This is a genomic window from Sanguibacter sp. Z1732 (assembly GCF_051020515.1).
Lineage (GTDB): Bacteria > Actinomycetota > Actinomycetes > Actinomycetales > Beutenbergiaceae > CALKWS01.
The window spans coordinates 272,399-295,198 of sequence record NZ_CP194857.1 but is presented as its reverse complement, the minus strand read 5'-3'; the positions used below and the strand labels follow the sequence as shown (position 1 = coordinate 295,198).

17 protein-coding genes and 6 pseudogenes are annotated in these 22,800 nt (G+C 63.1%); 9 read left to right on the top strand and 14 right to left on the bottom strand.

Annotated elements, in window-relative coordinates; all coding sequences use genetic code 11:
• Window positions 1–234: 234 nt before the first annotated feature.
• From ACRRRO_RS01815 to ACRRRO_RS01795, 5 genes are all read right to left on the bottom strand, one after another.
• A complete protein-coding gene (locus tag ACRRRO_RS01815) occupies window positions 235–1,107 on the bottom strand; it encodes a hypothetical protein (protein WP_434080978.1) in 873 nt (290 codons plus the stop codon).
• A 13-nt stretch (window positions 1,108–1,120) separates the two neighbouring features.
• Window positions 1,121–1,510: a hypothetical protein gene (locus ACRRRO_RS01810; RefSeq protein WP_434080977.1), complete on the bottom strand. Its 390-nt coding sequence runs from the start codon at window positions 1,508–1,510 to the stop codon at window positions 1,121–1,123.
• Window positions 1,511–2,137: 627 nt separating this feature from the next.
• Window positions 2,138–2,284 (bottom strand): hypothetical protein, encoded by a 147-nt coding sequence (locus tag ACRRRO_RS01805; protein WP_424798236.1) that lies wholly within the window; start codon window positions 2,282–2,284, stop codon window positions 2,138–2,140.
• 187 nt (window positions 2,285–2,471) lie between these two features.
• Window positions 2,472–3,470, bottom strand: a complete 999-nt coding sequence (locus ACRRRO_RS01800) for a dihydrodipicolinate synthase family protein (RefSeq protein ID WP_434080976.1) — start codon at window positions 3,468–3,470, stop codon at window positions 2,472–2,474.
• Window positions 3,470–4,519, bottom strand: a complete 1,050-nt coding sequence (locus ACRRRO_RS01795) for an NAD-dependent epimerase/dehydratase family protein (RefSeq protein WP_424798238.1) — start codon at window positions 4,517–4,519, stop codon at window positions 3,470–3,472. The genes ACRRRO_RS01800 and ACRRRO_RS01795 overlap by 1 nt, the downstream gene beginning before the upstream one ends.
• Window positions 4,520–4,666: 147 nt before the next feature.
• On the opposite strand from ACRRRO_RS01795, the gene ACRRRO_RS01790 reads away from it, so the two are divergent.
• The 3 genes and pseudogenes from ACRRRO_RS01790 to ACRRRO_RS01780 all read left to right on the top strand — a co-directional run bounded on the left by ACRRRO_RS01790 (window position 4,667) and on the right by ACRRRO_RS01780 (window position 7,058).
• Entirely contained in the window at window positions 4,667–5,743 is a 1,077-nt protein-coding gene (locus ACRRRO_RS01790) for a LacI family DNA-binding transcriptional regulator (RefSeq protein WP_434080975.1), read from the top strand.
• 99 nt (window positions 5,744–5,842) lie between these two features.
• Window positions 5,843–6,103: pseudogene (locus ACRRRO_RS01785) on the top strand (divalent metal cation transporter); the annotation flags it as partial.
• A 16-nt stretch (window positions 6,104–6,119) separates the two neighbouring features.
• The gene (locus ACRRRO_RS01780) at window positions 6,120–7,058 is read left to right on the top strand and encodes an NRAMP family divalent metal transporter (RefSeq protein WP_434080974.1); all 939 of its coding nucleotides are present in this window, start codon (window positions 6,120–6,122) and stop codon (window positions 7,056–7,058) included.
• 9 nt (window positions 7,059–7,067) lie between these two features.
• Here the strand turns inward: ACRRRO_RS01780 and ACRRRO_RS01775 are convergent, their stop codons facing one another.
• A complete protein-coding gene (locus ACRRRO_RS01775) occupies window positions 7,068–8,114 on the bottom strand; it encodes a Gfo/Idh/MocA family protein (protein WP_424798241.1) in 1,047 nt (348 codons plus the stop codon).
• Complete coding sequence (locus tag ACRRRO_RS01770) at window positions 8,111–8,974, bottom strand: Gfo/Idh/MocA family oxidoreductase (protein WP_424798242.1); 864 nt, start codon at window positions 8,972–8,974, stop codon at window positions 8,111–8,113. Before ACRRRO_RS01770 ends, ACRRRO_RS01775 begins: the two co-directional genes overlap by 4 nt.
• 157 nt (window positions 8,975–9,131) lie before the next feature.
• On the opposite strand from ACRRRO_RS01770, the gene ACRRRO_RS01765 reads away from it, so the two are divergent.
• Window positions 9,132–9,707, top strand: a complete 576-nt coding sequence (locus tag ACRRRO_RS01765; RefSeq protein ID WP_424798243.1) for a Gfo/Idh/MocA family protein — start codon at window positions 9,132–9,134, stop codon at window positions 9,705–9,707.
• Between the two features lie 91 nt (window positions 9,708–9,798).
• Window positions 9,799–9,982, top strand: a pseudogene (locus ACRRRO_RS01760) (transposase); the annotation flags it as partial.
• 35 nt (window positions 9,983–10,017) lie between these two features.
• Here ACRRRO_RS01760 and ACRRRO_RS01755 read toward each other — a convergent pair.
• Window positions 10,018–11,308 (bottom strand): annotated as a pseudogene (locus ACRRRO_RS01755) (IS256 family transposase).
• Between the two features lie 221 nt (window positions 11,309–11,529).
• On the opposite strand from ACRRRO_RS01755, the pseudogene ACRRRO_RS01750 reads away from it, so the two are divergent.
• From ACRRRO_RS01750 to ACRRRO_RS01735, 4 genes and pseudogenes are all read left to right on the top strand, one after another.
• Window positions 11,530–12,603, top strand: a pseudogene (locus ACRRRO_RS01750) (IS256 family transposase); the annotation flags it as partial.
• Between the two features lie 115 nt (window positions 12,604–12,718).
• Window positions 12,719–13,699 (top strand): annotated as a pseudogene (locus tag ACRRRO_RS01745) (IS1634 family transposase); the annotation flags it as partial.
• A 246-nt stretch (window positions 13,700–13,945) separates the two neighbouring features.
• The gene (locus tag ACRRRO_RS01740) at window positions 13,946–14,329 is read left to right on the top strand and encodes a transposase (protein WP_434081537.1); all 384 of its coding nucleotides are present in this window, start codon (window positions 13,946–13,948) and stop codon (window positions 14,327–14,329) included.
• 7 nt (window positions 14,330–14,336) lie between these two features.
• Window positions 14,337–14,567 (top strand): annotated as a pseudogene (locus ACRRRO_RS01735) (integrase core domain-containing protein); the annotation flags it as partial.
• A 113-nt stretch (window positions 14,568–14,680) separates the two neighbouring features.
• Here ACRRRO_RS01735 and ACRRRO_RS01730 read toward each other — a convergent pair.
• The 6 genes from ACRRRO_RS01730 to ACRRRO_RS01705 all read right to left on the bottom strand — a co-directional run bounded on the left by ACRRRO_RS01730 (window position 14,681) and on the right by ACRRRO_RS01705 (window position 22,714).
• Window positions 14,681–15,880: a glucuronyl esterase domain-containing protein gene (locus ACRRRO_RS01730; protein ID WP_434080973.1), complete on the bottom strand. Its 1,200-nt coding sequence runs from the start codon at window positions 15,878–15,880 to the stop codon at window positions 14,681–14,683.
• Window positions 15,881–16,050: 170 nt separating this feature from the next.
• Entirely contained in the window at window positions 16,051–17,262 is a 1,212-nt protein-coding gene (locus tag ACRRRO_RS01725; RefSeq protein ID WP_434080972.1) for a Gfo/Idh/MocA family protein, read from the bottom strand.
• A 36-nt stretch (window positions 17,263–17,298) separates the two neighbouring features.
• On the bottom strand, window positions 17,299–18,654 hold the full coding sequence (locus ACRRRO_RS01720; RefSeq protein ID WP_434080971.1) for a hypothetical protein: 1,356 nt from the start codon (window positions 18,652–18,654) through the stop codon (window positions 17,299–17,301).
• A gap of 30 nt (window positions 18,655–18,684) precedes the next feature.
• Window positions 18,685–20,565, bottom strand: a complete 1,881-nt coding sequence (locus tag ACRRRO_RS01715; protein WP_434080970.1) for an ABC transporter ATP-binding protein — start codon at window positions 20,563–20,565, stop codon at window positions 18,685–18,687.
• Entirely contained in the window at window positions 20,565–21,722 is a 1,158-nt protein-coding gene (locus ACRRRO_RS01710) for an ABC transporter permease (RefSeq protein ID WP_434080969.1), read from the bottom strand. Before ACRRRO_RS01710 ends, ACRRRO_RS01715 begins: the two co-directional genes overlap by 1 nt.
• Window positions 21,722–22,714, bottom strand: coding sequence for an ABC transporter permease (locus tag ACRRRO_RS01705; protein WP_434080968.1), 993 nt, complete (start codon window positions 22,712–22,714; stop codon window positions 21,722–21,724). Before ACRRRO_RS01705 ends, ACRRRO_RS01710 begins: the two co-directional genes overlap by 1 nt.
• Window positions 22,715–22,800 lie beyond the last annotated feature (86 nt).

The window sequence follows — 22,800 nt, the reverse complement described above, 5'->3', positions numbered from 1 at the left end:
GAGCATCGACATCGCTCGTGGGCACTCCTGCCGTACTACGTTGCACGGTTCATTCCTTCCTGCATCAGCCCTCGGCTAGGGCAAGTCGCGACAGTGCAACCGATTGCAAAGCCAATCTAGCATGGCTAAAGTTGGTGATCAAGGGGCTGTTCTGCACGCACTTGCTCCGAAGTGGCTAACGCGCTGCCACTGGGACCCAGAAGGTTCCAGCAGTGGCGCGAAGCGACGACCTGCTCAGTTTCTCGGCGGAAATGGCCCGTGTGGCCCAGGGCGCTCATCTGCCCGGAACCGGTTCAACTCCGAGATCGCGGCAAGCATAGTGGTCGTCCTGGAGACCCCGAACTCGAATGCGTAGTAAGCGTAGAGTTCCTGCGAAACTGTAACGATATTGCGGTTGTGCCGAGCAAGGACGGCCCAGGTACCCGCATGTGTAGCGTCTCGTCCGTCGCGGATACCGCCGGTTCCGTCGATGAAGCGAGTGACGTCCAAGCCGTACTCGGTTTCCACCACCGTGTGGTCAAATGCCCGAGCGTACGCCCGCAGGTCGCGAACGTGGGATCCGAGCCCTTCGTGCCAAACCTGGGCGATAAACTCCATCGAGAGCGCACCATGGCTGAAGTCCTCCGGCGCGGGATTGCCCGGATATTCTGGAGTGTTCGTCGAGACCTCGTCATCCATCGTCCAGCCGTTGAATCCCCAAGAGCCCGTCCACTGGTAGTTCCAGAAGAACGCGCCGTGCGCTCCCGGGCTACGGTCTGATTCGAACAGCCGGATCATCATGCGGACCTTCTCGAGGTAGCGAGGATCACCGGTGAGCGCGTGCAGGTGCATCATTGCCATGCCCATGGTGTGGTTCATGTTGAATGCGGCCTGGATCCCATCGACGACGTGCGGTGATCCCTTGGGCAAGAAGTAGATTCCGGTCCCGTCTCCGTGGTCCTCCCAGTGCTCATCATGGATCGCTACCGCGTCGATGGAGGCTTGTGTGTACGGCCCCACTCGATCGGCGAACCTGGGGACCCGGAGGAGTTGCGGCGTCGAAGACACGATCCTGGCGAACCAGGCGATTGGGCGCACAATATTTCCCGTCTCTACCGGCAGGTGCATAGAGCCCGGGTATTCAGCGTACTGATCTCTGGACCAGCCAGGCAGCAGACAGACCACGGTAGTCCTCAACCCCCTGGATGTGATCTCGTTGGGCAAGCGCTGCGTCGGCCCGTTCGATGAATCGGTCGAGGTAACTGACATCGCGATGGGCGATGTACATCTGCAAGTACGCAAGCAGGATGTACTGCACCTGCCAGCCTAAGACCCCTGCCAGATTATCGGTGTCCAGCGACGGACCTCCGTCGAGATGGTCGTAGACGGCCTCGAACGCCTCGCGCGTCGTGAAGTCAAGTGCTGAAGTTCCGACTGTGCTACCTCTGGCGGTTCGGATTCCACCGCCAGCGTGAGGAGCGGCGGCTGCCGTTTCCGGAGTGGTTAATCCGGCAACCACGACAGCGCTCATGCCGCCGAACAGCAGTGCCCGCCGGGATACCCCTATCCGCGTAGGAGGCGCACCGCCGACTTCTCTGTGATCGTCCGATCCGACTGAAGGTCGCTGACCATCTCTTGCGTCTTTCGCACCCATTAACTACTCCCTTGTGTTGGACAGCGATATTACCGCTGTCGAGTGCAACCGGTTGCAAGAGCGTAGCATGATCGATTCGGACAGTCAAATTGTCACCTCATGCTGCTCTGGTGGCTATGAACGTCATGAGAGCCCCGCCTTTGAATGGGCGGTGATGATGACACGGTCTTCGATCTCGATGCGCTCAGGGGCCATCCGGTGTGTGAGCGAGACCTCCCCCGTCGCCGAACAGCCGCAGCGCGAGATCCACGAGGCGGGAGGCGGGGGACCGTCATGGCGCCCCCGGTGTGAGGTTAGGCGCACACCTGCGGTCACGAATCTGGACCCACTCTTCACATTCGAGGTCCTCGAAGGGCACAACCGGCCCTCCGCGCTCTTCTTCCACACCCGGGCTTCCAAGTGCGCCTCACCCAACGCCTGGGTCAGGTCCTGCACCTCGGCTCGAGTTGAGCCTCACGCGTCGAGGGCCCGGACTTGCCCGCGGTCAGGTCTGTCCGGCCAGCCTCAAGGAACGCTCGTTTCCCGTTCCCCACCCGCCTGCTCGGAGACCTTCGCCTGCCGGGCCGCCTTGGCGACCGTCACCTCACCAGAGAGAATCGAGAGCACGATCCTCGTCTTCTCCTCCACCGGGATCGCTGGTGGTCTTGCCATGATCGATCAGACTCCATCGCAGGTCACACCCAAGAACACCTAGGCATGGGGTCGATAGTTCGGTCAGGGCACCGCTGCAGGGCGAGCACTTGGCCGATGGGGCTGGCGCCGGTGGGGCGGGTGCGCGTGGGGCGGTGAGCGACGGGCTCAGTTCAACCATGCGTCCCGGTTGTCGGCGATGAAGTCCTCATCGAGCAGGTCCGGGTAGCGTTGTCGGACTTGGGTGATCAGTTCGGTCTGCCCGGGGGAGAGTGTGTCGGTGCCCAGGGTGGTGGCGGTGGGGATCAGGCCTTGTTGGTGTAGTACTTCGTTGACGCCGGGGACGCATCCGGCGAAGTTGTGGTCGACGTCGAAGACGGCGTGGTTGATTTTCCACCATGTCTGATGCTTCAGCGAGCAGTTCCAGCGGCACCTGGCCGGCGGTGACGGCCTGGTTGGCTTTGGCGACCTGGTGGGCTGCGGCGCGGGTTCCCACGGCCCATTGGCCGAGTAGGCCGCCGGTGGCGCGGATTTGGCGTTGTTGTCCATTGATGGTGCGCTGGTAGGGGGTGATCAGGTCATGCACGATCGCGTCGTCGTTGCCGGTCAACAGCGCTATCTGGTCCCAGCGGTCATGTTCCAGGAGGGTCTGGGCAACATCGCCGGTGCAGTACCGGTTGAACGGGGCGGCTTTGACTCCCACGACCGTTTCGATGTCGAACAGGGCGCGCCAGTATTCCCGGCTCAGCAGGGTCCCGCCCACTGCGGGTTGGAGGTAGAACCCGATTACTGGCATCACCTCAGCGACGGCGGCGGCTCGTTCCAGCAGGGTTCTTTCACTGGTGTCCGACATGCCCCAGGGGCTGAGCAGGGCCGCGTGGTAGCCGGCTTCGGTGGCCAGTTCGGCTTCGGTGACCGCCTGGTGGGTATCTCCGGTCAGTCCGGCGACCATGATCGGCTCGCTGCCGTGCTCGGCGGCGGTCTCGGCGGCCAGTTCCCACACGTCGGTGAGCATGGCGGGGTCGTGGTGTAGTTCGAACTGGGTGGTGTGTACCGCCACGGCCAGGCCGTGGGCGCCGGCATCGAGGTAGTACCTGGTCAGGGCGCGCTGGGCGGTCAGGTCGAGGCTGCCGTCGGCGTCCAGGGCCAATGGGTGGGCCGGGATGACCACCCCGGAGCCCAGTCGTGCGGCCAGGTCAGCACTCATCAGAATTTGCCTTCCCGCTGCTGGAACTTGGTGGCTTTGCCCAGTTGCCGCCCGCCCTCGGTCACCCATCGGGCCACCATCTCCACCACGCGGCGCATCGGGACCGTGGGGTAGCCGTACAGATCGTGGCAGTGACTGGCGTCGGAGAGCAGGGCATCGGTGGACTCGGTTCCGACGAACTCGACCTCGGTGCCCATCGCGGCGGCCAGCCAGGTAGCCAGGCGGCGCACCGAGACGGTCTCGGGGCCGGTGGCGTTGAGGATGTGCGGGGGAGTGCCGGCCAGTTCCACCGAACGCAGCGCCCAGGCGGTGGCATCTTGTTGCCAGACCACGTTCACCGCCGGCATCGTGACGTCGATGGGCTCACCAGCGGCGATCTGGGTGGCCAGGTCGGCGATGACGCCGTAGCGCAACTCGCAGGCATAGTTGAGCCGGAAGATAGTCACCGGGGTGTCCCAGGTGTGCGCGGCGTGGGAGAAGATGCGCTCACGAGCCAGGCAGGACTGGGCGTACTCACCCACCGGTTCGGGAGCGTCGTCCTCGGTGGACCCACCAGCAGACAACGGACGCAGCGGGTAGACGTTCCCGGTGGAGTAGACCACCGAGGGCACCCCCCGGTAGCGGTCGGCCACCAAGGCGGGCATCGCCGCGTTGGACCACCACGTCTGATGCTCAGCCCCGGTGGTGCCGAACTTCATCGCCGCCAGATAAACCATCGCCGCGGCATCGGGCAGATCCGCGTAGTTCCCCGGCTCGGACAAATCCGCGGACTGCACCACGACACCGGCCTCCCTCAACCGCTGACGCACCTCGGGATCGGAAAACCGCGACACCGCGACCACCCGGGCATCCGAGCCCACCTCATCCAGCGCCCGCCGGGCCATCATCGCCATCGTCGGACCGATCTTGCCACCGGCACCCAACAACACAACATCACCCCCGGTGGCCTGCAGCGCCTCGCCCACCCCGGGCAGCGGGGTGGACAGATAGTCCTCCAACTCGGCCTCGTTCGTTGGGTGGGCCGGGGCGGTGGAGCCGGGAATGGGCATGCGGGTCCTCCTGGGAGTGATCCACGTCGACGGGCGCGGAGATAGTGAGAAAAGCCTTTCTCAAGGGTACGGTAAACGCTATTGAGCGGTCAAGGATGCCTGCGGGGTGACTCCGTGGAGCCGGGGCTGGCCCAGTAGTCTTCGATCATGGCCGTCGATCTCAAGGCCGTTGCCCACCGGGCCGGTGTCTCGGTGCCGACGGCCTCCCGGGTCCTTTCCGGAAGTGATTATCCTGTACTCCCGGAACTGCGACGCCGGGTGGAGCAGGCGGCCGCTGAACTCGACTACGTGCCCAACGCCCAGGCGCAGGGCCTGCTGCGAGGCAACACCGGGATGATCGGAGTGCTCGCAGGCGATGTGGGTGATCCGTACTTCTCGGAGATGATCAACGGCATTCACGAAGTGGCCGCCCGCCGGCAACTGCTGGTGGCCATCTGTCAGACCGAGCGGGACGTGGACCAGGAGTTGGCTTATTTCAAGATGTTGCAGGCCCATCGGGCCGCGGTGGTGATCCTGGCCGGGTCGGGGTTGGATGACGCCGATTACCAGGCTCGGGTGGCCGCCCGCACCAAGTCCTTCATGGCAAGCGGCGGCAGGGTGGTCTCGGTTGGGACCCCGATCGCTGACGTGGACAACGTGCGAGTGGACAACGCCGCGGGCGCGGTCGATCTTGCCGAGCACCTGGTGGGCCTCGGGCACCGGCACGTGGGAGTGCTCGCAGGCCCAGGAAACGTCGGTTCGACCGTGGAACGACTGCTGGGATTACGTCAGGTGATCAAGGCAGCGGACGGCACGCTGCACGTACGGCACGGTGCGCCAACGCGTGATGACGCCTACGGCGGTACAGGGGAAATACTGGCCGCGCACCCTGAGATCACCGCGCTCGTCGGCTCGGCCGATCAGATGGCGATGGGCGCGATGGCCTGGCTGCGGGACCAGGGAAGGGCGGTGCCCGGTGAGTATTCGGTGGGCGGGTTCAACGACATCGACGTGTCCCGGGATCTGATGCCAGCGCTGACCACCGTGCGTTTGCCGCTGCGCAAAATGGGTCAGGTGGCTCTGACGATCGCTCTCGATGAGCCGATCGCCGAGGGCCCTAGCGCTGTCCGCTGGTTGTCTACTGAACTGCGGGTACGAGTCCACGGGGCCGGTGCGGGCGTGAGGCGCGGGGACCGCGAGGGAGTCGAAGTCGGCGGAGTGCAGAATCTGAGCACCCGTCTTTGACGCCGCGACGACACACTTCACTGAATCCGCCGGTCTCTTGACGGCACTGAAACCACCACGTACCTTGGGGCCGCCCTTCCTCAAGCAAAGGATTTCTTCATGGGTGATACCGCAGTGCCTACTCGTTCACGCAAGACGGGTCGCCTCGGCCCCGCGTTTGTCACAGCCGCCCTGGTCTTCGGTCCAGGAAGCGTCACGACCGCCAGTTCGCTCGGCGCTGGCTTCGCCTACGAGTTGGTGTGGGCACCGGTCATTGCCACCGTTCTGATGATCTGCTTCGTCAACCTTTCGGTGCGTATCGGGCTCACCACCGACCGGGGCCCGATCGCCACCGTCTCGCAGAAGATGGGACGCATCGTCGGCATCCTTATCGGTATTGGCGCTTTCCTTGTCGCTTCCTCCTTCCAAAGCGGGGAACTCCGTCGGCACCGGCGCAGCGAGCAACGTGCTCTTCGGCGGGGACACTGCCCTGTTTGCGGCCATCTTCACCCTGCTGGCCGTTGGGTTCCTGTGGCTGCCGAAGTTCTATCGCAACCTCGAGCGGACGATGATCGGCATCATCCTCGCCATGCTCGCGATCTTCATCGTGACTGCCGTGATCGCCCAACCGAACCTCGTGGCCGTCCTGCGCGGTCTCGTTCCCGCGATCCCGTCCGGCTCTACCGCGCTCGTGGTGGGCGCTGTTGCGACAACGTTCTCGGTGGTCGGCGCCTTCTACCAGATACAACTCGTGCGAGAAAAAGGCTGGACCGCAGCCGACTTCACGGTGGCCCGTCGGGACGCCGCTCTCGGCTCCGTCATTCTTGGAACACTCTCGCTCGTGATCATGATCGCGGCCGCAGCCGTGCTGAACCCCATCGGCGCCACCGTCTCCTCCCCAGCGGACATGGCCATCATCCTCGAGCCGACGCTCGGAAGGGGGGCCACCATCCTCTTCGCGCTCGGCCTGTGGGCCGCGGCTTTCTCATCCCTGATCGGCAACAGCACCATTGGGGGCTCGATGCTCGCCGGGGCCCTGGGCATTGAGCGCGGCGGACTCAGTTCCGTGCCGGTCAAGGTCTGCATCACCGCTGTCATCGTCCTCGGCGGTGTGGTCGCCGTGACGTTCGGCGGTATCCCGATCGAACTCATTATCACCGCTCAGGCTGTGACCATCTTCGTTGTGCCACTCATCGGTGTCGCGCTTGTGGCGCTGGCCCGCAGCAAAGACCGCGGCGACCTGCGTATCGGTATACCGCAGTTGGTGCTGGCGATCGTCGGGATCGCCTTCCTTATTGGCCTTGCCATCAGTTACATCGTTGGACTGGCGTCCTGAGCGCTGTGATTACTGCGGCAACGGCGCCGGCTGGACCGGTTGGCCGGTGCGACCGGACTCGTAGACGGCTTCGATGAAAGCGACGGCTTTGCGAGCCTGCTCTGCGGTCACCACTGGTAGACGGGCGTTCCGGACGGCCGCGACAAAGTCCGCCAACTGACGCTTTTGCAGATGCTGGGCATCGGAATACGGCAAGCCCTTGGGTGCTAACGGCGGTAGTTCCGGCTTCTGTGGACCTTCGACGGTGGCGAAGTGAGCGATCTCGTCATTGATCGCCACAATCGTGCCTTGATCACCCATGATACTGATCCGGGTGGGGGGAGGTGCGTACGCGGCGGTCGTGGCCAGGAAGGTCATCAGCGCCCCACTCTTGAGCCGCGCGGTGATGGTGACGGTGTCCTCGACCTCGATTCGCTCGTGCGCGAGCAGACCGGTGTGGGCGTAGAGCTCGTCCACATCACCAAGCAGCCACAGCGCCAGGTCCACCAGGTGCACCCCCTGGTTCATCAACGCCCCGCCACCATCCATCGCCCAGGAACCGCGCCAGCCGGCCGAGTCGTAATACTCCTGGGTGCGCCACAGCGGTACCTCGATGGCTGCTGAGGTGATGTTTCCCAACCCGCCGGAATCGATGAGCTCCTTGATGAACTGATTGGCCGGAGCGAACCGGCGCTGGCTCACTACCGAGAGCACCTTGCTGGAGTCTCGAGCAGCCTGCAGGATCTCATCGGCTGCCGTCACGTTGACCTCAATCGGCTTCTCCAGCAACACATGCTTGCCCGCCTGCAAGGCAGCCACGGCCAGATCCTTGTGCAAACCGGAGGGGACTGCGATGACGACCGCCTCAAGTCCGTCCAGGGCGAGCAGTTCGTCCATGTTGCCGGCAGCCGGAACCTCGTGGGTTTGTGCGAACTCTTGAGTCAGTTCTGCGTCGGCGTCATAGACCCCGGTCAATCGGGCAGGGGCACCGGCATCGGTTAACCGGTTCGTGTGCTGGCGGCCGATGATGCCCAGTCCGATGATGCCAATCGCTAGTGGGTCGGATGCGGTACTCATCGAGTGGCCTCCTGAGCCTCGGTCAGAGCGGAAAGGACGACGACGGGGGAGAGGAGTTGCTCAGGACTCAGTGGAGACTTGCCCGCCTTGACCGCCTCGATGAACGTCTTCAGGGCTGGGGCGTTGTAGTCCGGTCCGAGGCTGAGTTCGCTGGCCAGTACCCCACGGGTGCGCACTGCGGTGGCGTGGAACGGCACCCGGTCCTGCCCCGACGGAGTGACGAACGTGAACGTGACGGTGACGCCCGCGATCTGCGTGGTGGCCCAGACCGTGTCGCCGTGGCGCTGGGCTTTTACGGACAGGTCCCCGGAGCGCACGACCGGATTATGGAGGATCTGCAGCACAGCCTCGACGTGGTGAATGCCATAGAAGAACAACCCGGCGTACTCGCTGTCTGGATCAGCGGGCCCGACGACGTGCAGGTGCCGAAGCGCGCCGTGGTCGGCATGATCGGTCGCGAAGTGGGTGATTTCCGGGACATACCGAAGAGCTGAGGCTGAGACCAACGTGCTGCCGCTCTCCTGTGCAGCGTCGAGCAACGCGGTGGCATCGGCAACGGTGGTGGCTAAGGGTTTGTCCACCAACACGGGCAGACCGGAGCGTAGCAATGGTTCGGCTGCGCCGCGGTGCAATCCGCCGTCACGGTTGCACACGATCGCGGCATCGACCTTGCCGATCAGGTCGGCTGGTTCATCGACGATGATCTCCAGGCCGCCGTAGGTGGCCAGTTCCGAGTTGCGCTCGTTGTGCCCGCCGGCCAGCGCAACCGCGCGGTGGCCGGGATGGAGGTCCTCGAGGTTCAGGAACCGGATGAAGTGTTTGACGTGGGAGTTCTCGGTGCCGACGAAGCCGACGCGCATGAGGGGTCCTAACGAGGGAGGTTACGTACGACGACCAGTCTGATCTGCAAGCGATTGCACGTCAACCCCATCCGCGGATTCTTGCAACCGATTGCGGACTGGCACACGGAGGGCGTAGGTTGGATGCCCAGTACTGATCTGACCATGTGGAGCGTTGATGGAGCAGCCAATTGGCGTCGGAGTGCTCGGCCTGGGCAGTATCGGGACGAGTCGCGCACGCGCCCCCAAGCAACATTCGAAGCAGGCGCGCCTGGTCGCCTCCTCCGGGGGCAATCCCGAACGGGCCGCCGAAGCGGGATGGCCCGACGCCGACCAGATTTCCCCCACCGACATTTCCACGCATCCGGGTGTGGATGTCGTGGCGATCTGCTCGCCCAGTGATCAGCACGGGGTGCAGGCCATCGAGGCACTGCAGGCCGGTAAGCACGTGGTGGTGGCGAAGCCGCTGGCCCTGACGGTCGCTGAGGCTGAGCGCATCGTGGCGCTGGCCAACGATGGTGGCCGGGTGTTATCGGTCATCTCCCAGCGCCGCCTGGAACCGGAGTACGCCGCAGTCAAGGAAATGCTCACCAGCGGCCAGTTGGGTCAGGTACGGCTGGCCACTACCCATGTGCACTGGTGGCGCGATGCGGATTACTACGCCGCAGCGCCGTGGCGTTCGCAGATGGATGCCGGTGGTGGATCGGTGATGAACCAAGGTGTGCACAAAGTAGTGCCCCATGGAGTGGTGTAGTCCTGGTGGCCGCGTCGTTGTAGACGTGGGCGCGGTCACCGTGGTCCTTCGAGTCAACCTTCCACAGAGTCCTCGAAAGGACATCATCACGATGACCGCTCCTCAGTATTGTCGACCCTGCCGGCCTGCTTGGCGAGGCCCTGTCCGAGGCCTCCCCGGATCTGATGCGATCACTGCTGCAGACAGTGATCAACGCTTTGCTGTCGGCCGACGCCGATGCGGTGGTCGGGGCCGAGTGGGGCCGGCCGAGCCCCGAGCGCACGGCCCAGCGGAGCCTGTCAAGCCCTCTGTGTAAGAGAGGCTCCTGTTTCTAGTTGATGTGTCCTGCTAGACGCTCGGGGTAGAGCAGTTCGAGTTGGTTCAGTGCGGCGGTCCAGCCGGCGGTGGTGGTGCCCTCCACGAGCCGCCCGGGAGCCTTGCGCTTGTGCGCTGGCAGGCCCTGCTCCTTGTCGCTGACGGGCACGTTTGTCCTCGATATCGCGGATGGCTAGCCACAACAACTTCACCACCGCTTCGTCGTTGGGGAAGTGCCCGCGGTTCTTGATGATCTTGCGCATCTGGTAGTTCAAACTCTCGATCGTGTTGGTGGTGTAGATGACCTTGCGCACCGCCGGGGGGAAGGCCAGGAATGGGGTGAACCGTTCCCAGGCCCGCTGCCACACCGCGATCGCTGCGGGGTATTTACGTCCCAGGTCGGAGTCGGCCAACTCCAGCAGCGCGGTCTCGGCCGCATCGGCATCGGCGGCGGTGTAGATGGTGCGCAACCCGGCCGAGAAGGCCTTGCGATCGCCGTAGGAGATGTATCGGTTGGCCGCCCGGATCAGGTGCACCACACACGTCTGGACCACCGTCTGGGGCCAGGTGGCCTCGATCGCCTCGGGCAGGCCGGGCAGCCCGTCGCAGCAGGCGATCAGGATGTCCTTCACGCCCCGGTTAGCCAACTGAGCGCATACCCCGGCCCAGAACTTGGCACCCTCCCCGGCCTGGACCCAGATGCCCAGCACGTGCTTGATGCCATCGGTATCGATCCCGACCGCCAGGTGGGCGTGGCGGTTGACCACATGCGCCCCGTCGCGGACCTTGACCACGATGGCATCGAGGAAGACCACCGGCCAGACGGGGTCCAGCGGCCGGGTCTGCCAGTCCTTAACCTCCTCCAACACCGCGTCAGTGATGTTCGCGATCGTCTCGTGGGACAACTCGGTACCCAGCGTGCGGGCCAGATGGGCCTGGATGTCGCGCACCGTCATCCCACCGGCGTAGAGGCTGATAATCATCTCATCGAGCCCACCGGCCCGCCGGGCGCCCTTGGGCACCAGCGCCGGCTCGAACGTCCCGGCACGGTCGCGCGGGGTGGCCAGCGGGATATCGCCGACCTCGGTAGCCAGCGTCTTGGGCGTGGCCCCGTTGCGCGAGTTTGGTGCCCCGCGCCCGGCCGGATCACCCTTGTCATAGCCCAGGTGATCGCTCAACTCCGTCGCCAGCCCGCGCTCGAGGACCTTACGGACCAACTCCGGCAGGAACCCACCCTCACCGGTCAGCGCCAGCCCCTCGGCGTCGGCCTGGGAGACGAGCTCGTCGATGTACTCATCACCCAGCAGCGCCCGGTGCGAGGCGCCCGCCGGCCTCGAGGCCCCGCCCTGGCCGCGGTGGCCCGGCTCGCTGGCCACGCCCCTAGCCTGGTCAGCATCCTGCCCATCCAGTGCGTGGTGATCCTCGGTGGTCTTCGTCGTACTCGTGGTCTTCACGATGGTCTCCTCTCACTGGCTCCTCGCCAGCCTCGGGGATCCACCCCTTACACAGTCCAGTAGACACGCCCGCCCAGCGCAACGGCTACCGGCATCGGCCCCTCGATACCCGGGTGGGGACCATCGACATGGCCATCCCCAAGCTCAGATCGGGCACCTACTTTCCCGAGTGGCTGCTCGAGCGGCGCAAGCGTGCCGAGTCCGCGCTGATCACCGTGGTCGCTGACTGCTACCTCGCCGGAGTTTCCACCCGCCGGATGGACAAGCTGGTCAAGACCCTGGGCATCAACGCGCTGAGCAAGTCCCAGGTCTCACGCATGGCCAGCGACCTCGATGAGCACGTCGAGCAGTTCCGCCACCGACCGTTGGACCAGGCCGGCCCCTTCACGTTCGTGGCCGCCGATGCCCTGACTATGAAGGTCCGCGAGGGCGCACGCGTGATCAACGCCGTGGCGCTGGTGGCTACCGGCGTCAACGGTGACGGACACCGTGAAGCCCTGGGCCTGCGGGTGGCTACCTCGAAGACCGGTGCCGCCTGGAACGAGTTCTTCGCCGACCTGGTCGCCCGCGGGCTGGCCGGGGTGCGCCTGATCACCAGTGACGCCCATGCCGGGCTCAAGGACGCGATCACGGCGAACCTGCCCGGCGCGGTATGGCAGCGCTGCCGCACCCACTACGCCGCCAACCTGATGGCCATCATCACCCCCAAGTCGATGTGGCCGGCAGTCAAGGCCATGCTGCACTCGGTCTACGACGCCGCCAGCGTCAACGCCCAGTTCGACCGGCTCATCGACTACGTCACCGAGAAACTTCCCGCGGTCGCCGAGCACCTGGCCAACGCCCGCGAGGACATCTTGGCGTTCACGACCTTCCCCAAGGAGGCGTGGACCCAGATCTGGTCCAACAACCCCGCCGAGCGACTCAACCGCGAGATCCGCCGCCGCACCGACGCAGTGGGCATCTTCCCCAACCGGGAAGCAATCGTGCGCCTCGTAGGAGCCGTGCTAGCCGAACAGACCGATGAATGGGCCGAAGGCCGCCGCTACCTCGGACTCGACGTCCTAGCCCGCTGCCGACTCACCGCCATCGAGAACACCCGAAACGAGGTGACCACCGACCCCGACCCCAGACTCGAACTCAGCGCCTGAAAACCCGACCGAAGGAATCAGCCCCTACACCACTCCCGGGGACTTGACCCACGCCTGGAGCGCTGACCTGCGCCAACACCACCGCCAAGAGGGCAACATCGGCATAACCGCGACCTCGAAAGAACGACGGGTCGACCCCCAGATCGTGGTCGGGCTGCTGGTCGACCGCGGCGGGTTCCCCCTAGAGATCGGCTGTTTCGAGGGAAACCAGGCCGAGACGCACACGCTGTTGCCGATCATCCGCCAGTTCCAGGACCGCCACAGTATCGAGGACATGGTCATCGTGGCTGATGCCGGGATGCTCTCACAAACCAACCTGGAGGCGTTGGATGATGCGAATCTGCGGTTCATCGTCGGCTCCCGGGCAACCAAGGCCCCGGGGGACCTGGCTCGGCACTTTCGTTGGCATGGCGATGCCTTTGATGACGGGCAGGTGATCGACACCATCACTCCCCGCGGCGGCGGGACCAGGAAGCGCGACACCGCCAAGCGCGCTGAACCGGTCTGGGACCCGGTGAAACATCCCAAAGCCTGGCGGGCGATCTGGCAGTACTCACGCAAACGAGCCGCCCGAGACACCAAGACCATCACCAACCAGGAGAACCGGGCGCTGGCGATCATCAACGGCGAGGTGAGGCCGAAGAACGCCCGATTCGTCACCACCACCAAAGCCGGCCGGGAACTGGACACCGCCGCTCTGGCCCGCGCGAGGGGTCTTGTCGGGCTCAAGGGCTACCAGAGCAACATCCCCGTCGCCATGATGCCCGCGACGGAGGTCATTTCCAGTTATCACGACCTTTGGCAAGTTGAGGCTTCATTCCGAATGAGCAAGAGTGACCTGCAGGCCCGCCCGATATTCGCCAGAACCCGCGACTCCATCGAAGCCCACCTGAGCATCGTCTTCACGGCCCTGGCAGTGTCCCGGTTCATTCAGGACCGCACCGGCCTATCGATCAGAAAGATCGTCAAGCAACTACGCCCGCTGCGCTCGGCCACGGTCGCGATCAACGGCGCAACCCAGACCTTCCCACCGCTGATCCCACCCGAGATTCAGGACGTCCTCAACGCCATCGGCAGCGACAACCTCACGCACTAACCTGAATGAGCCAACTCAGGGCCGCGTACGACGCAGCAACGGCAAGAGCGACACCCTGGATGCCGAAGCAGCCGCTCGTGCAGTTCTCGGCGGCGAGGCCCTCGCGATCCCGAAGTCCGCCGACGGCACCGCCGAGATGATCCGTCAGGTCAAGATCGCGCGCGACACCGCACGCAAGGCCCGCACCAGCGCGATCGTCACGCTCAAGGCCCTCCCAGGCACCGACGCTCAGAGCCCCGCTGGGGCATCGGCGCGGACACCGCCGCCGAGATACTCATCGTCTTCGGTGACAACCCCGACTGGATCCGCTCTGAGTCCGCCTTCGCCAAGCTCTGCGGCACCAGCCCGATCCCTGCATCCTCCGGCATGACAAACCGCCACCGACTCTCCCGCGCTGGCCTCCGCGAGGCCAACGCAGCGCTCTACCGGGTCGTCATCGTCCGCATGCGCTTCCACCAACCGACCATCGACTACGTGACCAGACGCACGGCCGAAGGACTGTCCAAACGCGACATCATCCGCTGCCTCAAGCGCTACCTCGCCAGCGAGATCTACCAGGCCGTCATGACCGACCACCGCGCCCGGCAACGAGCCGCTCAAGAGGCTCGCACGCCAAGTCTTGACCTATAGGGGCGTCAACGCGCTGATGGAGAGCGTGAACGGGCTGTTCAAGACCGAGTGCATCCGCACCACGATCTTCCACGCAGGTCCCTACCGGACGCTGGCGGACGTCGAGTTCGCCACCGCCGGCTGGGTCGACTGGTACGACAACCGGCGCTTGCACGGCTCGCTGGGGATGCTGACCCCGGTAGAGTTCGAGACGCTCCACTACGAGTCCCTCACCCGAGAGCCCGAACCCGCAAAGTAGCGGCAGAGAACCTGGGACGGTTCAGTGACAGCACCAACCCTGCCAGCCAGCCCAGGCCAGCCACAACGAAGACTTACAGGCGGTTCAGACCTCACAGCGTGACGAGTTGTTCATTACCTGCGGACGAACCAACGATCACAGAAGCGCAGCCAATGCTCCCAATCGAACTGCTCGACCGAGTGTTGCCCCTCACGCAGGTGGTAACCCATCGGCCCGTGTTCGCCGTTCAGTGCCACCCCAGGCGCTGGGAAGCCCACACGTGGCGCGGAATTTCCGTACAGTTCCCACACGGTGGCCGCTTGCCGCCAGGAGAGGAACTCTCCTTCCGGATCAGCATTGAGGTCTCTACTGGCACTAGCGACGTAGACAGGGCGTGGCGCGACGCAAGCGATCAATTGGTGCTGGTCCACGGGCAGTGGCCGCTTCGCAAGAACCTGGGCGCTAAAGTTCCGAGTGAACCAATAGGGCCGAATGCGCGCGAGCACCTCGGGTGTCTCCCCGACCGGCCGGGAGAGCGATGCGCCCATGCACCCGGAGTCATTACTAATTGCCGCAGCGAACCGCTCGTCCGCAGCTGCCGCCCACAAAGCAGCCTTGCCCAACCGGGAGTGCCCCATCACCGTTATCTGGTCCGAGTTGATCTCGGGCACCATGCCACGTTCCAATGCATCCTGCAGCCTGGACAAGGTCCAAGCCCACATGCTAATCGCGCCCCACTCGGTCGTGGGGCGGTCATCCAGGCCGGTTTGAGACAAGATCGAGTGCATGCCGTCTTGAAAGATCCCAGCGTGATCCGGCCCGACCTGCAGATAACTCATCGTGATAACGCCATATCCGGCGCCGGCAATGAGTTTCAGTGGCCACCGATTCTTGCGCGAGCCCCGTAGCGGAGGGATCTCGAAACTCTCCCGGAGACCGTCATAGTGAACGGGGCCGGTCTCCTCGGGACGCTCCAACCCGGGCATCAGAACACTCGGGTCCGCGGAGCAGGTGTGGTTGCCGCGAAAGTTCAATCCTAGATACGCCGGAATACCATCAGGATCGGAGGGAAGATGTACCAATACCGTTGCGGTGCGTTGGCCTAAGGGTCCAGAGAAGGTGATCGCGATCTGTCGCCGGATCTGTCCGGCCGACGTCTTGCCTTCCTCAAGTACTCGCCAGGTCAGGTCAACCTCACCGTCGGGCACACGTCCGTAAATCTCATCGCGGAAGCGGCGCAGGACCCGTGGCCGGACGTGGTTCTCCCAAGCGGCTTGCTTGTCAGGGTAACGCTCCACGGGGTCGGCGAAGACCCTCACGGCTCCTTCGGTCACTGAAATGCTCCTTATTGGCTGCGGGTTAGGTCCGAGGTATCTATGCCGGTGAATGTTGTATCTCGTCGAGGTGGATCCATTTGCCCTCCAGTCGGCCACGTTCGGCGGCGAAGCCGATCATTTGACCGTTGATGGAGTCGTCCAGTGTGGTGGTAGAGATGCTCGATTCGTTACCGCGCAGCACGTTGACGAAGTCCGCGACGAGCCGGAGATCGCCCCCGCCGTGCATGTGCTCCCCTTCTCCGACGTCGATCACCCTGCTGGTGCTCCGCTCCGCTCCGGCCAGTGTTGACGATCTCGCGCAAGGTGAAGTTGCCGTCTTGCATAGTCCCGAATAGTTCGCCCTTGGTGCCGATCAGGTGGATCGTCCTACTCGACCGAGCAGCGTTGCCGATCATCGACAAACTCCCGGTTGCTCCATCCTCGAACTCAACCGCCACTACCTGGTGGTCCACGATGTCTGCCTCGGCGTGCCAGACGCATCGTCCATAGGGATTGTCGATCCGAAGCGACTCCAGCATCTGCTCCCGGCTTGGGTCCAATGTCTCGCCCTCAAGACTCTGCCAGGCGTAGAAGGACCACCAGCCGTTGTCGACGTAGTGCCGCTTGGCCGAGTACGCACAACTGCTCTCGATGGCGCAGTCCACCACACAGCGCTGGCCGGCGCCCTCAGGTGCCTGCTCGGGCACGAAGAACATCCGGTTGCCACTGCTCGTGGCCCGCACCGGACGGTTGCCACTGAGCAGCCATGCCATGAGGTCCAGGTCATGACTGCTCTTGGCCAGCAGCATCGATGAGCCGGCGCGAGATGCCTCCGCGTAGGTGCCACGCACGTAAGAGACCGACATGTGGTCATAACTGACATTCTCGGCAAGTTGGGCGTTGATCACCTGACCGATACTGCCGGCGTGTACTGCCTGCTTGATCGCGTGGTAGAAGGGCGCATGCCGCAGTACGTGACAGACTTGCACCCTGCGCCCCGTTTCATCAGCCACCTGGTGCAACTCGGCGAGATCCTCGGCGTTGGTGGCGATGGGTTTCTCAAGCAGGACGTCGTATCCCTTGTGCAGCAATTCGATTGTCGTCGCGACGTGGATGCTGTCCATCGTGCCGTTTATAGCGGCGTCGGCCAGGTCCTTGGCCGTCGGCAGATCGGCGATCTGCCGATACAGGCGGGCCTTCGGGATGTCGTGCTCCTCTGCCGCCCGGGCACGCCGGCCCGGATCGGGATCGACGACGGCGACCACCGTCATCTTGTCCGGCTCCTCCTTGGCGTACCGGGCGTACAGCATCGTCCGATGCCCGGCGCCCACCAGGACTACCCGGAGCGGAGCACCTTTCCTAGTCTGTTGGTCAGCAGCGGCATTCTCAGTCTGACTCATGGCATCCTCCATGGTGTTTGCTCGTTGACAGGATCCTCAGGGCCGTGGCGGGAACGGTCCTCCCGGGTGCGGCCGGCCTAGCGCTGCCGCCCGGTTTAACTGGGAGATGCCACAGAGCATGGTGCTGGTTCGGGCCGGATTGGTAGTGAAGGCGAACTGATCGTAGAGCGTCTGGGTGACCGGGATGATGGCGCGGTTGTGTCGGTACAGGCAGGCCCAGGCACCTGCCGCGCTGGCGTCGCGTCCCTCCGCGCGTATCTCCCCGGTACCGTCGATAAACCGGGTCACGTCCAATCCGTAGTCTGTCTCGACAATCGCGTTGTTGAAGGTGTGCGCGAAGGCGCGGACGTCACGACCTGTGAAGGCGATCCCGTCCTGCTGTGCCTGAGCGACGAACTCCATTGACAGCGCGCCGTGGGAGAAGTCCTCCGGTCGGGTATTTCCTGGTTGGTGCTCCGGGGTATTCTCCGAGACTTCATCCTCCGGCGACCAGCCCCGATAGCCCCAGGAGCCGGACCACTGGTAACTCCAGGTGTACGCGCCGCCGGGTGCTGAATCCAGATCAGATTCCAGCAGACGGCACATTCTTCGCACTTTGTCGGCATAGGACGGTTCTCCGGTCAGAGCCGCGAGATGCAGTGCGGTCGACCCGAGGGTGTGGTTCATGTTGTAGGCGCACTCAATGCCGTCATACGGGTAGGGTGAACCCTTGGTGAAACTGTAGATACCTCCGCCGTTGGGGAGTTCGCCCCACTGTTCCTCGTGGATGTCTAAGGCGTCGATGCTCGCTTCGGCATAGACCTCCGCCCGATTTCTGAAGCGCTGGTCGCTGGCGAGCATCGGCGTCTGTAGGACCACTCGGGCGAACCAGGCCATCGGCCGCGCGATCATCCCGGTCTCGACCGGTGTGTGCACTGGCTCGGTGAAGCCACTCCACACCCGTGGCCATCCATTCAGTGACAGGCCCCGATAGTCGGTCCTGCCCAACTCGCTATCCCGCATGGCGAGGATGGCATCTGCTCGCTCAATGAATCTGTCGAGGAAGTGCACATCGCGGTGCGCCAGATACATCTGCAGTTGAGCTTGTAGCACGTACGAACTCTGCCAACCCAGCATCCCGGCATAGTTGTCGACGTCTAGCGGCGGACCCCCATCGAGGTGATCCTCAACAGCCTCGAAGGCCTCACGTGTGGTGAAGTCCAGACCAGTTCTGGAAGCAGCGGGGTCGTAGGTGCCTATTGATCGGATCCCGCCCCTGGCGGCCTCGAGGATATCAGCACGAGCGGCGCCCGCGCTAGCAGCCAGCCCCAGGCCTCCAGCAGCACCGGCGGCCAGCAGAAAGAAGGACCGTCGGCTAGGCGTGGGGAGTTTGTCGGTTTCAGCAGCATACATCTGTGTATCTCCTTTGATCGATCGGTGCTGTCAGCGCTCGGCAGCAATTTCTGGCTCGTAGATAACTCGTTCTCTGGTTCCTCGCAGGCGTGGGTCGGGGATCGGGACTGCGGACAGAAGTGCTCGGGTGTACGTGTGCTCTGGTGCGTGGAAGACCTTCTTGATCGGTCCTTCTTCGACGATCTCGCCGTAGTACATAACTGCGACACGGTCGCAGATCCGCTCGATGACCGACAGGTCATGGGAGATGAAAAGGTAGGTCAGTCCCAAGTCCTGCTGGAGGTCCGCGAGCAACTCGAGGATCTGCCCACGGATCGACATATCGAGTGCCGAGACCGCCTCGTCGGCGACAACCAACTTCGGCTCGGTGATCAACGCACGTGCAATTCCAATTCGCTGACGCTCACCGCCGGAGAATGCGTTTGGGTACCTGCTGATCATGGAACTGCGCAATCCGACCCGTTCCAACATCGCCGCCACTCGGTCATCGAGTTCGGAACCTGCAGCCTGTCCGGTGACCCGGAGTACCTCCCCAATGCTCTGGCCGACTGTCATCCTTGGGTTGAGCGACCCGTAGGGGTCTTGGAAGATCATCCGAATCCGACGACGGAAGGGCAGCAATTCCTTCTCATCCAGTCCGGCAAGGTCAACCTCAGGAGCCTCGTCATCGCCATACACCAGTGTTCCCGACGTCGGTTTCAACGCGCGCAGCACCGTGCGCCCCAGTGTCGTCTTACCGCAGCCTGATTCACCGACCAGGCCCACCGTGGTGCCTTTGGTGATTGCCAGGGAGACATCGTTAACGGCAACGACCTTGTCCTTGTTCTTCCGGCCGAACAGGCCCCCTCCGGCGGCGTCGAACTCCACCCGCAGGTTACGGATTTGGAGAAGCGGGTCGGGCGCGGGAGCATCACCGTGATCAGTTTGGGCTACGCCCTGCTCATTGGCCTCGACCTCTTCGCGTACCGTGCTCATGGTGCCGTTGGCACTCGCGGCTACGAACTGGGGCAGACCAGACAGCAACGTTCTGGTGTACTCCTGCTGGGGATCATGGAAGATCTGGTCGACTGTGCCCGTCTCAACGATCTTGCCCTCGTTCATCACGACTACGTCATCAGCGATCTCGGCGACCACCCCCAAGTCGTGCGTGATGAACACGACGGTCATGTCAAGGGACTCTTTAAGGTCAGAGAGCAGGTCGAGGATCTGCGCCTGTGTCGTCACATCCAGAGCGGTAGTGGGCTCATCGGCGATCAGCAGGGAAGGGCGGGCGATCAGAGCCATGGCAAGCATTGCGCGCTGCCGCATACCGCCGGACAACTCAAAAGTGTAAGCGTCGACCCGCACATCCGGTTGAGGGATGCCAACACGCTCTAGTTCGCTGATCACCCGCTCGTTGATTTCGTCCGGAGAAAGGTCCGTGTGCAATTCGAGGACCTCGCGGATCTGGTTACCGATCGTGTGCACCGGCGAGAGTGCGGTCATTGGCTCTTGGAAGACCATTCCGATCTCGCGTCCACGCACCGAGCGGATAGCCGGCCCGGTGGGATTCATCTGGGCGAGATCGCGAACTGCACCGTGGGGATCAGCGCGGAAGAGCACCGAACCGGCGTGGATTCGACCAGGATGCTCAACAACTTGCAGTACCGACCGAACCGCAGCGGATTTGCCCGAGCCTGACTCTCCAACGATGCAGGTGGTGGAGCCTCGGCGGACGCGTATATCGATACCGTCAACGGCATGAACGTCACCGGAGTCGGTACTGAACCTTGTGTGTAGATTCTGGATCTCTAGGATCGAGTCAGGATCCTGGAGTCGTTCGTCGCCCACGGTAACCCGGTCGCGCTCTGCGGTCAGTTCTTTTGCCTGGCGACGCTGGCGACTAGCCTTAGTCCGGAACATCGACATCATCACCTCTTCCCATACGGATCCGCAGAATCACGTAGACCGTCACCGACGAAGTTGAAAGCGACGACCGCTAGTACCACGGCCAAGCCGGGCAACAATAGCCAGGGCGCGTTCGCCAGGACTCTGACACTCTGAGCATCCTGCAACAAAACCCCCCACGAGACTGCGGGCGCCTGCAGTCCTAGGCCTAGAAATGACAATGCGGTTTCGGACAGGATCATCGTCGGCACAGCAAGTGAAACCGTCGCAATGATGTGCGAGGCGAAGGATGGCAGCATGTGTCGGGAGATGATCCGGCGGGTCGGCACGCCGTCCAACCGGGCTGCAAGTACGTAATCCTCACCACGGGTTTGTAATAGCCTCCCGCGGATCACCCGAGCCAAGTTCGTCCACCCGACGAGAGAGAGGATCACAGTGATCATGAAATAGGTCGGGACTGGGCCCCATTGCGGTGGTATCGACGCCGCGAGACCAAGCCACAACGGCAGCGTTGGAATGGACATCAACAATTCGATTACCCGTTGGACCACATTATCGATCGCACCTCCGAAATAGCCGGAGATACCGCCAAGTATGAGACCGAGCAACAATGAGACACCGACACCAGCGAGTCCGATCGACAAGGAGATTTGAGACCCGTAGATGATCTTGGATAGCAGATCGCCACCAGCGCGGTCACCGCCTAAGGGGTACCAGCGCTGCTCGGGATCTTCGGGCCCGAAGAGGTGGATATCCATCGGGATGAAGCCGAAGAGCCTGTAGGGGTCCCCCCGCACGAAGAACCCAAGAGAGACTACCTCCTCCGGATCCTCTTCGAAGGTGGGTGCCAGCGTTTCGGGATCGGTGAAAGACGACGTTTCGGGGACGTGCAGCCCGTGTTCAGTCGAGTACCGCGGTATCTGGGGTGGATGGTATGCATCTTGACTGCCATAACTTGCGGTGTTGAACGGTGCGAAAAAGCCAGCAAAGATGGCCACCGTGTACAGCACTATGAGCACCCACAGGCCAATCATCGCCATCCGATGCCTGCGGAAGCGTGCGCGCACTAGCCGCCATTGCCCAGCACTCCGGACATCCTCACCCCCAGTGGGTAATGCCGTTCGGGCCGCTGTTTCATCCTCTAAATCGGGCGACTGGTCGGGTATGATCCTGTCAGTCATCAGATGCGCCCATACCGTACGCGCGGATCCACTGCAGCCAGAAGTATATCCGATATTAGTGTGCCAATGACGGTTAGTACCGCGATAATGAAAATGATTCCTCCCGCAAGATACATGTCCTGCGCCCGGAGCGCCCCAAGAAGAAGTGGTCCGGTTGTTCCGAGTGCGAGAACCGTGGCCACGATGACTTCGCCGTCGAAAATGCTTGGGATATTCCAACCCACCGTCGATATGAATGGATTGAGGGCGATTCGGAGCGGGTATTTGCGGACAATCTTTCCCTCGGAGAGCCCTTTAGCTCGTGCCGTCGTCACGTAGGGTTTGCGCAACTCATCAAGCATATTGGCGCGGGTCACCCGGATGATGCCTGCCGTGCCTGCCAACGAGATCACCAGGACCGGTATCCAGAGGTGTTCGAGCAGGTCAATCACTTTTGCGAGACTCCATGGAGCATGTGCGTACTCGGGCGAGAAGAGGCCGCCGACGCTGGTTCCGAGGAGTGCGAAACCGAGATAGGCGAATATCAGTGCAACCAGGAAGTTCGGGACCGCAAGGGCGACGAAACCAATCCCGGAGATGGTGTAGTCCACGACGCTGTGTTGCCGCATTGCCGAGATGACGCCTGCGGGGAGTGCGATAGCCCACGTCAGTAGGAGTGTCGAGACTCCCAGGATGAGGGTGAGCGGAAGTACGTCTCCGATCAGAACCGAAACCGGTCGGCCATGCTGGAAAGACTGCCCCAAGTCGCCGTGGAAAAGGATATTGCTGATCCATTTCCAGTACTGCACCCAAAACGGGTCATCAATGCCGTATCTCTGACGCAGCGCCTCGATCTGCGCGGGGTCGATTGTTTCTCCTTGCGCCTGCAGGTTCGCAATGTGGACCGTTAAGTAGTTACCCGGTGGAAGTTGAATGATGAAGAATGCGATCAGTGAAACTGCGAACAGCGTAGGTATGACCTGAAGGATCCGGAGGATGACAAATCTAATCATTGGGTTGCCTCAAGGTCATACAACTCGCTCACTTTCATGGTCAGTCACCGATTCGCACACAACCGAGTGGCGCGAACGAAGGTCAC